This window comes from Bradyrhizobium sp. (assembly GCF_019244115.1).
GTDB lineage: Bacteria > Pseudomonadota > Alphaproteobacteria > Rhizobiales > Xanthobacteraceae > Bradyrhizobium.
In genome coordinates, this window is the sequence record NZ_JAFATE010000856.1 from 1 (window position 1) to 9,699 (window position 9,699).

Sequence of the window (9,699 nt, forward strand, 5' to 3'; positions counted from 1 at the left end):
ATCGCGCTCGACCCCGCAAACCTGCCGCGCATCGCCACGGTCGACGAGCGGTTCCAGTCCTACAATATTGAAATGGTCGAGGTGACCGGCGGGCCGTTCTGGAGACCGTACGGGCGACCGGAATCGGCCGGCGCCGCGCAACGGTTGCCGGACGCATATGCCACGTATCGGGCGATCGAGCTCAAAAATCCCCGGCTGCGGCGGTTGGCGGCGGCGTTGTCGCCCGCCTATCTGCGCGTCAGCGGCACCTGGGCGAACGCGACCTATTTCGCCGACCAGGACACCGCACCGTCCAAACCGCCGGCCGGGTTCAATGGCGTGCTGACCCGTCCGCAATGGCGCGGCGTGGTCGACTTCGCAGGCGCCGTCGGCGCTGCCATCGTGACGTCGTTTGCAGCGAGCCCGGGGACGCGAGATGTCCGGGGACAGTGGACGCCGGAGCAGGCGCGCAGCCTGGTGTCCTTCACGCAGTCCATCGGAGGCGAGATCGCGGCCGCCGAATTTCTCAACGAGCCTGATCTGAAGTCCGGTGCCGGCATCGAGGCCGATGCCGCCGCGTTTCGTCGGGATTTTTCCACCTTCCACACCTTCATGCGGAAGATGTCCCCGCGCACGGTTCTGCTGGGGCCGGGCACGATCGGAACGGATGCGACGGCGGCCGACATGTTCACTGCCGTGGCGGATGGCATCGACGCGGTGTCCTATCATCATTATGGCGCCGTCTCGGAGCGCTGTGGCGGCCGCCGGACGCCGGAATTGGCATTGTCGGAAGAGTGGCTCGGGCAGACTGATGAAGCCTTCGCCTTCTACCTGCGCTTGCGCGACCAGCTTGCGCCGGGCCGGGCGATCTGGCTGACCGAAACCGCTGAAGCCGCCTGCGGCGGTAACCGATGGGCCGCGACCTTTCTCGACACGTTCCGCTATCTCGACCAGCTCGGGCGGCTCGCGAAAGCGGGTGTCGCCGTCGTGATGCACAATACGCTTGCCGCGAGCGATTACGGCCTGTTGGACTGGCGAACATTTTTGCCGCGGCCGAGCTATTTTGGCGCGCTGCTGTGGCGGCGGCTGATGGGGGCGACCGTGCTCGAGTCCGGTGTGCCGATCCGGAACGGGCTCCACGTCTATGCTCATTGCGGACGCGGGTTAGCGGGCGCGGTAACGCTGCTGGTGATCAACAACGACCGCACCGCCTCGCGCGAACTGATCCTGCCGAGCCCGTCGGAGCGCTACACACTGGCGGCCGCCAAGACCACCGACCAGACCACAGCCACGACTGCCGCCAATCTGGCGAGCGCCACCACGTCATTGAACGGCCGCGTGCTCGCGACCGGCGATGAGCACGAGCTGCCGCCCCTCCAAGGAACCCTGATGGCCGCCGGCACCATCGCTTTCGCGCCGGCGACCATCACATTCCTGTCGATTGCCGGCGCCGGCAACCGCAACTGCAGCTAGCAGGCGCGGCCCGGCCGCGACGTCGCGTCAGTGCCTGACCATCGTTCTCGACGACTGGGAAACGTCGAACAATTCGATCGCCGCCAGCAGCGCGACCAGGGCTCCGATCACGACGGTGACGTACATCGCGGTCGTCCCCGCGAAATGCAGAATCCAGGGCGAAACGATCAGCCACAGGCCGACCACGAGGTTGATCCACTCTTCCCATACCGTGAAGGCCGCGAGGGCTGCAATCGACAGCACCACGATGATGATTCCGGCGATCATCGCGTTGGTCGATTCATGCCCTGCGGGATACGTGAAGATCCACGGGCTTGCGAACAGGATGATGCCGAGAATGAGATTGCCGACGTCACACAGCTTGGTATTGCTCCATTGGTCCATGATGTCCTCCGTTGAACGGGGCGCCGGCGCCCAAACTCGCCGAAATCCGCGCCATCGGCGCGAGCTGTTTCGCGGACTTCGGAAGGGCAGGGCACTGGCAAACCCGGTGATTCCGAGTGCGCCTTCGATCTGAACTCCCTCAAAGAGATGTTGCCGCGAGCGGGCAGGGACTTCGGATCGGCTGCACTCACCGCGGCTCCGCCGCCAGCTCGTGCCACAACTACACCTAGAACGCCTGCTCGCCTCGGCGGGTTCCTGATACGTTCGGCCTAGACAGGCTTGGCTATGGAGAAAATTTCAGATCTTCCGGACCCCACTCAGTGAAGCGGTCCTGCAGATCCTTCTGCCATTGGGGACAGCGGCCTTTGGCGATGAAGCGTCCCCCATTGTCTGGCATATCGCCGCCCATCTTATTCGCTGGCAGCCAATCGTGAGCCGCGTTGCGCACGATGAGTTGCGTATGATCGCGGTTCCCTGTGGACGACTCGCCGCCGCGCTCATGATCCAGGCGCAGATCGAAGGCTGTTCGCGCACAATGCGGAGACATTGGTTCGAGAGCCTGGAACCGAATCGGGCCGGGTGTTGTGGAACCCGGCAATCAACAGGGTGTTATCGAACGAAGGTTCCAGGAACGGGGGTCGTTGATGGTGCTGCGAGTTCTGGGTGTTCTGGCGCTGATCCTCCTGCAGAGCGCAGCTGTGCGCGCGGAGGAGCGGGGCGGACTGTTGCATCGGGTCTCATGCTCGGTGGTTCGGTACTATGTCGCCAAATACACCGCACCTGCCGCCGAAGCCTGGGCGCGCAGCAAGGGCGCGAGCGACGCGGAGATCGAAGCAGCGCGGCGCTGTCTGGGTGGACCCGGTCAGGCGGTGCAGGCGGCGAATCTAAGCACCCGCTGACGCACGCTACGCGACATCGATAGGACGCGCCGCGGATTCGGCGCGCGTCGTCATGTGCGGGCGATCAGGATGCGGCCGGCGGGTCGCTCAATTCGGCTTGACCCCAACCGCGCTTTCGAAGGCTCGGCACCATAGGACAATTGCGCGCTGCGCTGGCCAGGTGTTGGATCACCGGCATGCGGCTCCGTCGCTGGTCGATAAGGAGAGCGAGCGCGGCCTCGGCACCTGGTCCCTCCAGCTGAGGCCGTATCGTTGCCTGCTCGGAATTTTGGGGATCAGCATGACGGACCATGGCCGCTATCCGGCGCAGTGCAGAGTTTTCCCAGCCGGAATTTCTCGCATGCGGATGACCGCGGCGATCGCGCTGCTTTTCCTGCTGTCGAGCCCCGGCCAGGTGGCCTCGCTGCCGCTCACGATCTTTCGCTACCAGGATCAGGCGCAGCGGCACTGTCCGTCCGATACCGTCGTGTGGCTCGATTTCGCCAAGCGAACCTACTATTCCCGGGCCCACAGGAAGTACGGGCAAGGTTTCAAGGGTAGCTATATGTGCAGGAACGAGGCGCGCAGCGGCGGCTATCGACGATCTCTGATCGGGCTTCGCTGATCAAGATCGGTTGAGTCGGAGCGTCGCGGACCACGGCAGTCCGATCAGGCAAGCTGCAGAACGAGATGTCTTGTCTGAGGATCGGACGCTGCGCGTGCAGAAAAGCCCAGACGATCGAACACCGCGAGCATTGCCCCATTCTCCGGCAGAACTTCGGCCACGAGCTCTCGCAGGCCGGCCTCTCGGGCGAGGGTGATGAGATGACGCAGCAGCGCCGTGCCGATCCCGTGTCCCTGATAGGCGTCTACCACGACGAAGGCCAGTTCGGCCCGGCCCGGCTCGGTCATGACATAGCGGCCGCCGCCCGCGATCACGGGCCGCCCGTCCTCGTCGATTTGCGCGACGAGCGCCACGTGCCTGTCGAAATCGATCTTCGTGAAGAATGAGATCTCTGTCTCCGAGAAGCCGCGTTTCGGAACGAAGAAGCGACGCCGCAGCGATTCGGCACTCGTCCGGCCGATCGCCGCGAGCATCTCCTCGCGGTCGTCCACGCGGAGCGCGCGTATCGCGATGCTGCGGCCGTCGCGCAGGCGCTCGGTGACCGAATAGTCGGCGGGTTTCAGCATCGATCCGCGTTCCCAGCGAGGTTTGATCAGGGTTTTAGCTCCGGACACACGGGGAGCGAGGACGCCTTGATTTGAATCAAGACCATTTTGGAAGCGCCTCTAGTCTGCGCAGACAGTTGTCTTTCGATCTCGGAACGACGATCCGCGAAGTATAAGGACTTGTCGCGCCGATCGCGCCAGCGGGTGTGCGAACATGGCAGTCCGGGTCTTTCGGCAAAGCCGATCGGGCGAGGAGGTGATCCAACTCACCATCCGTCTCGGTTTGCTGGCCGCTCTGATCTACTGGTGCTTCGTCATCGTCAGCCCCTTCATTCCGATTCTGGCATGGGCTGTGGTGCTGGCGGTGGCGTTATACCCGCTCTACGCCCGGCTGGCCGACCATCTGGGGCATCGGCCAAAACTCGCGGCGGCTCTTATTACTGTGATCGCGGTCGCGATCGTGATCGGACCCGCAGCCTGGCTTGCGGTGGGCCTGGTCGATGGCTTGCGAACGATTGCCGACCGGATTGCATCTGAAACATTGACTGTACCTTCGCCGCCTGAGGCGATCAGGGATTGGGCGCTGATCGGAGAGCCGCTCTACAATATCTGGAGCCAAGCCTCCACCAATCTCGAAGCGGTTTTCACGCAATTTGCGCCCTCTCTGAAGCCGGTGATCGGGCCCGCACTGGCGATGGCAACCGGCGCCGGCCTGGACGCGCTCATGTTCCTGGCGGCCGTGATTCTTACCGGCTTCTTGTTTCCGTCCGGACCGAAACTGGTGGCAGCCAGCAGGAACATCATGGCGCGATTGATTCCGCAGCAAAGCGAAGATTTTGTCGCGCTTGCCGGGGCAACCATACGCACGATCTCGCAGGGCGTGATCGGAATTGCCCTCGTTCAGTCGTTCCTCATTGGAATTGCGCTGAAATTCGCCGGCATTTCGAGCGCCGGCTTGTTGGCGTTCGTCGTCCTGATCCTCGGCATCATGCAACTCGGGGCAGCGCTCGTCCTCATTCCCTGCGTGATCTGGATTTGGGCGACGAAGTCGATCGCAATCGCCGTGCTTCTGACTGTGTACCTGGTGGTGGTTGGCCTCGCGGACAACGTTCTCAAGCCGCTCCTGATGGGACGCGGTTTGACGACGCCCATGCCGGTCATCTTCATCGGGCTGCTTGGCGGAACCCTTGCCCATGGAATCGTCGGTCTGTTTGTCGGCCCGATCGTCCTGGCCGTCGGCTGGGACTTGATAATGGCGTGGATCCGCGATGAAAGGGCGCGCGAGCGACCGAGTGCTGCACAGCCCGAGCGCATCATAGCCGAGATCTGAAAGTTCCCGACGGCAGGCGAATTCTGCCCGCCCTGAGCCTTGACCTATGTCAAGGGTGTCCGCTGACGAGGCGCAATCCTTTCAACCTCACGAACAACGAGAGATTTCAGCATGTCGACCGACAAGCCCGCGATCTCGAACAATGCCATGCCCGGCCTTTTTGGATCCGCGCTCGAATATCTGATCGACGCCGGACAGCGAAGCGTGCTCTTTCTCGACGTCATGCGTCAGCGCGGGATTCAATACCGCGAGCATATGGCGGAAACGGCGCCGCATGTCCTCAACTTCGAGGCCGAACTGCTGATCGATGGCCGCACGCTGCCGCGACCGGTCAACTATGCGCTCGTCCGTATCAAGCCGCCCGATGGCGTCGAGATCAACCAGAAGCGACGTCCATTCGTGGTCGTCGATCCCAGAGCCGGTCATGGTCCCGGGATCGGCGGGTTCAAGGCGGACAGCGAGATCGGCGTGGCGCTCAAGGCTGGCCATCCCTGTTACTTCATCGGTTTTCTGCCCGATCCGATGCCGGGGCAGACGATGGGCGACATCGCGCGGGCCGAGGCTGCCTTCCTCGAGAAGGTGATCGCACTCCATCCGGAGGCGGAGGGAAGACCCTGCGTGATCGGCAACTGCCAGGCCGGTTGGGCCGTGATGATCCTGGCTTCGCTGCGGCCGGACCTGTTCGGCCCGATCATCGTTGCCGGATCGCCGCTGTCGTACTGGGCCGGCGTGCGCGGCAAGAATCCGATGCGATATTCGGGCGGCCTGTTGGGCGGGAGCTGGCTGACCGCGCTGACCAGCGATCTCGGCGCCGGCAAGTTCGATGGCGCCTGGCTGGTGCAGAATTTCGAGAACATGAATCCCTCGAACACGCTCTGGACCAAGCAGTACAACGTGTATTCGAACATCGATACCGAAGCGCCGCGCTACCTCGAATTCGAAAAATGGTGGGGCGGCCACGTCAACCTCAATGCCGAAGAGATCCAGTTCATCGTCGATGAACTTTTCGTGGGCAACAATCTCGCCGCCGGCCGTATCAAGACCTCCGAGGGACCCGTTGATCTCCGCAGCATCCGCTCTCCGATCGTCGTGTTCTGTTCCAAGGGCGACAACATCACGCCTCCGCAACAGGCGCTCGGCTGGATTCTCGATTTATACAAGGATGTCGACGAGATCCGGCTGTTCGGACAGACCATCGTCTACACCGTTCACGAGAGCGCGGGGCACCTTGGGATTTTCGTTTCGGGCGGTATTGCCCGGAAGGAATACACGGAGTTCTCGAGCAACATCGACCTGATCGACGTGCTGCCGCCGGGCCTCTACGAGGCGACTTTCGAGGCGAAATCCGAAGACAGCGCCAGTGGAGAGCTGGTTTCCGGACGATGGATCATGCGCTGCGAACAGCGCACGCTCGACGACATCAGGGCACTCGGTGGAAACAACGCCGACGACGAGCGGCGCTTTGCCGCGGCCGCGCGGGTCTCGAAAATCAACCTCGCCGCCTATCGCAATTTCGTCCAGCCCTGGATCAAGGCGTTTGTCACGCCGCAGGCGGCGGAGATGATGCACAGGCTGCACCCGCTGCGGGTGCAATACGAGGCGCTCGCCGGCGACAATCCGGTGACCAAGACGATCGCTGAAGCGGCCGATAACGCCCGCGAGCACCGCAAGCCGGCCGCCGCAGACAATCCGTTTCTCGCCATTCAGGAAACGATGTCGAAAACCATCGTCGGCGCCCTCGACCACTGGCGGGACGCGCAGGAAGCGCTCAGCGAAGCGCTGTTTCTCGCGGTCTATGGCTCGCCGGCGCTCCAGACCGCGGTCGGGATAGACCCGCAGTCCGATCCGTCACCGAAGCCCGAGATGTCGGCTGACTATCGTAAGCGCCTCGATGCCCGGATCGCGGAACTGAAGTCCCGCATCGGCAGCGGCGGCCTCAGGGAGTGCCTCGTCCGCAGCCTTCTTTATGTCGGCATGGCGCGCGGCATGGTCGACGAACGCGGGGCGGAGGCGCTGCGCCGCGTGCGCGGAACCGACAGCACCGCGCGGCTCTCGCCCGCGGAGTTCAAGGCCATGGTGCGCGAGCAGTTCTTCATGCTGCTGCTCGACCAGGAGGCGAGTCTCGCGGCCATTCCAAAACTGCTGCCGCAGAACATCGAGGCGCGACGCAAGGGCCTCGAGGCGGTCCGGGACGTGCTGTCGGCGAGCGCCGAGGTGTCCGGGGAAGCCGCGATGCGCCTGCGCCGCATTACCGAACTGTTTGGGCTGGCCGAGGAGGGCAGGTCGGATGCGATCGCTGCCCCTTTCGATTCGCAAGCAAAGGCCTCGTAGTCCGGGAATTGGAGGCAGACATGGCAGTACAAGCCGCCGACACCGGCGAAACACGCACTTACGCAAAATACGACCGTCTCATCGCTGCGGCAAAAAAGATCCCGCCCGTCAGCACGATCGTGGTGCATCCGTGCGACGAAACGTCTCTGCGTGGTACCGCCGATGCCGCCGAAGCCGGCATCATCAGGCCGGTGCTCGTCGGGCCCGCGGCGAAGATTGCGGGCGCCGCGTCCAAGCACGGCATCAACATCTCGGGTTTCGAGATCGTCGACGCGCCGCATAGCGAGGCTGCGGCTGCGAAAGCGGTCGAACTCGTGCATGCCGCGAAGGGCGAGATGCTGATGAAGGGAAGCCTGCATACCGACGAGTTGATGCGAAGCGTGACGGCCAAGGCAGGCGGACTTCGCACCGACCGGCGCATCAGCCACGTCTTCGTGATGGATGTGCCGACCTATGCCGACACCGTGTTCATTACCGATGCGGCGATCAATATCTTCCCGGACCTCGATGCCAAGCGGGACATCGTGCAGAACGCGATCGATCTGTTCACCCAGGCCGGGTTCGGCACCCTTCCAAGGGTTGCGGTCCTGTCCGCCGTCGAGACGGTCACATCCGCAATTCCCTCCACGATCGAGGCGGCGGCGCTGTGCAAAATGGCCGAGCGCGGCCAGATCACCGGCGCCCTGCTCGACGGCCCGCTCGCCTTCGACAATGCGGTCGATCGGGAAGCCGCCAGGATCAAGGGGATCAAATCCGAGGTCGCGGGACGCGCCCAGATTCTGGTCGTGCCGGATCTCGAGTCCGGCAACATGCTGGCGAAAAATCTGGCCTATTTCGCCAAGGCCGACGGCGCGGGGGTCGTGCTCGGTGCCCGTGTGCCGATCGTGCTGACCTCGCGCGCGGATTCGCCGAGGGCGCGCATGGCCTCCTGTGCGGTGGCGAGCCTCTACGCCGATGCGCGCCGCCGGCGCGCAGTCAACGCAGCCGCGTGATCGCCATGGATACGATCCTTGTCGTCAATGCGGGATCCTCGAGCGTCAAGTTCCAGGTGTTCGCCGTCGATGGCGAGGGCCGGCTGCACCGCCAGCTGAAAGGACAAATGGACGGTATAGGCAGCCGACCGCGGCTGCGCGCCTCCGGAATCAATGGCGACGCGGTCGCGGAGCGTGCCTATCCGATCGAAGCCGTTCCGGACGTTCCGGCTGCGATGGCGGTGGCGGGTGCGTGGCTCCGCGACGAGGTTCGCATGACACCGATGGCGGTCGGCCATCGCGTGGTCCATGGCGGGCCGGATTATGATGCGCCGGTGCTGGTCGATCATGCCGTGGTCGCGCGTCTCGAGCGCTACGCGGCCCTGGCGCCGCTGCACCAGCCGCACAACCTCGCACCGATCAAATCCATTCTGGCGAACTTTCCGGCGCTGCCGCAGGTCGCCTGCTTCGATACGGCGTTCCACCGCGATCATCCCGACGTCGCGGACGTCTACGCGATACCGTACCGGCTTCACGAAGAGGGGGTCCGGCGCTACGGCTTCCACGGCCTCTCCTACGAGTACATTGCCAAGACGCTGCCCGAATGCGCGCCGGAGATCGCCAGCCGCCGGGTCATCGTGGCGCATCTGGGAAGCGGGGCATCGATGTGCGCCCTGAGTGGCGGCCGCAGCATCGAAAATACGCTGGGCTTCACTGCGCTCGACGGCCTGCCGATGGGAACGCGGCCCGGACAGCTCGATCCCGGGGTCGTGCTGTATCTGATGTCCGCCAAGGGCATGACCGCTACTGAGCTGCAGAACTTTCTCTACAAGGAGTGCGGCCTGAAGGGATTGTCCGGCATCAGCAACGACATGCGCGAGCTGCAATCGAGTCAGGACCCTCGCGCGGCCTTCGCCGTCGAGTATTTCGTCTATCGGGTCGGGCTGCAAGCAGGAATGCTGGCGGCAGCGCTGCAAGGGATCGATGCCTTCGTCTTCACTGCCGGCATTGGCGAAAATTCCGCGCCAATTCGCGCACGTGTCGCCGAGAAGCTCGCGTGGCTGGGCGTATCCATCGATGCCGGCGCGAATGCCGCGCACGCGCTGAAGATATCGGGACCCGCGAGTTCTGTTCCGATCTACGTCGTTCCGACCGACGAAGAGCGAATGATCGCCGAACATAC

At 63.8% G+C, this 9,699-nt stretch carries 9 protein-coding genes; 7 read left to right on the forward strand and 2 right to left on the reverse strand.

Annotated features, from left to right (window positions below):
• On the forward strand, positions 1–1,452 hold a 1,452-nt coding region (locus tag JOZ76_RS36200), incomplete at its 5' end, for a hypothetical protein (protein WP_291706166.1).
• 27 nt (positions 1,453–1,479) lie between these two features.
• Here the strand turns inward: JOZ76_RS36200 and JOZ76_RS36205 are convergent.
• On the reverse strand, positions 1,480–1,836 hold the full coding sequence (locus tag JOZ76_RS36205; protein ID WP_291706167.1) for an SPW repeat protein: 357 nt from the start codon (positions 1,834–1,836) through the stop codon (positions 1,480–1,482).
• 644 nt (positions 1,837–2,480) lie between these two features.
• Between JOZ76_RS36205 and JOZ76_RS36210 the strand changes: the two genes are divergently transcribed.
• Positions 2,481–2,735, forward strand: coding sequence for a hypothetical protein (locus tag JOZ76_RS36210; protein WP_291706168.1), 255 nt, complete (start codon positions 2,481–2,483; stop codon positions 2,733–2,735).
• A gap of 340 nt (positions 2,736–3,075) precedes the next feature.
• Positions 3,076–3,339 (forward strand): hypothetical protein, encoded by a 264-nt coding sequence (locus JOZ76_RS36215; protein ID WP_291706169.1) that lies wholly within the window; start codon positions 3,076–3,078, stop codon positions 3,337–3,339.
• A 44-nt stretch (positions 3,340–3,383) separates the two neighbouring features.
• Here the strand turns inward: JOZ76_RS36215 and JOZ76_RS36220 are convergent, their stop codons facing one another.
• Positions 3,384–3,905, reverse strand: coding sequence for a GNAT family N-acetyltransferase (locus JOZ76_RS36220; RefSeq protein WP_291706170.1), 522 nt, complete (start codon positions 3,903–3,905; stop codon positions 3,384–3,386).
• Between the two features lie 193 nt (positions 3,906–4,098).
• Here JOZ76_RS36220 and JOZ76_RS36225 point away from each other — a divergent pair, with 193 nt between their 5' ends.
• The 4 genes from JOZ76_RS36225 to JOZ76_RS36240 all read left to right on the forward strand — a co-directional run.
• On the forward strand, positions 4,099–5,214 hold the full coding sequence (locus JOZ76_RS36225) for an AI-2E family transporter (RefSeq protein ID WP_291706171.1): 1,116 nt from the start codon (positions 4,099–4,101) through the stop codon (positions 5,212–5,214).
• Positions 5,215–5,325: 111 nt separating this feature from the next.
• Positions 5,326–7,545 carry a DUF3141 domain-containing protein gene (locus tag JOZ76_RS36230; RefSeq protein WP_291706172.1) on the forward strand — a complete coding sequence of 740 codons (2,220 nt, stop codon included), beginning with the start codon at positions 5,326–5,328 and terminating at the stop codon, positions 7,543–7,545.
• Between the two features lie 20 nt (positions 7,546–7,565).
• Entirely contained in the window at positions 7,566–8,537 is a 972-nt protein-coding gene (locus tag JOZ76_RS36235) for a phosphate acetyltransferase (RefSeq protein WP_291706173.1), read from the forward strand.
• 5 nt (positions 8,538–8,542) lie between these two features.
• Positions 8,543–9,699 (forward strand): acetate/propionate family kinase (locus JOZ76_RS36240; protein WP_291706174.1); only part of this gene is annotated, 1,157 nt, incomplete at its 3' end.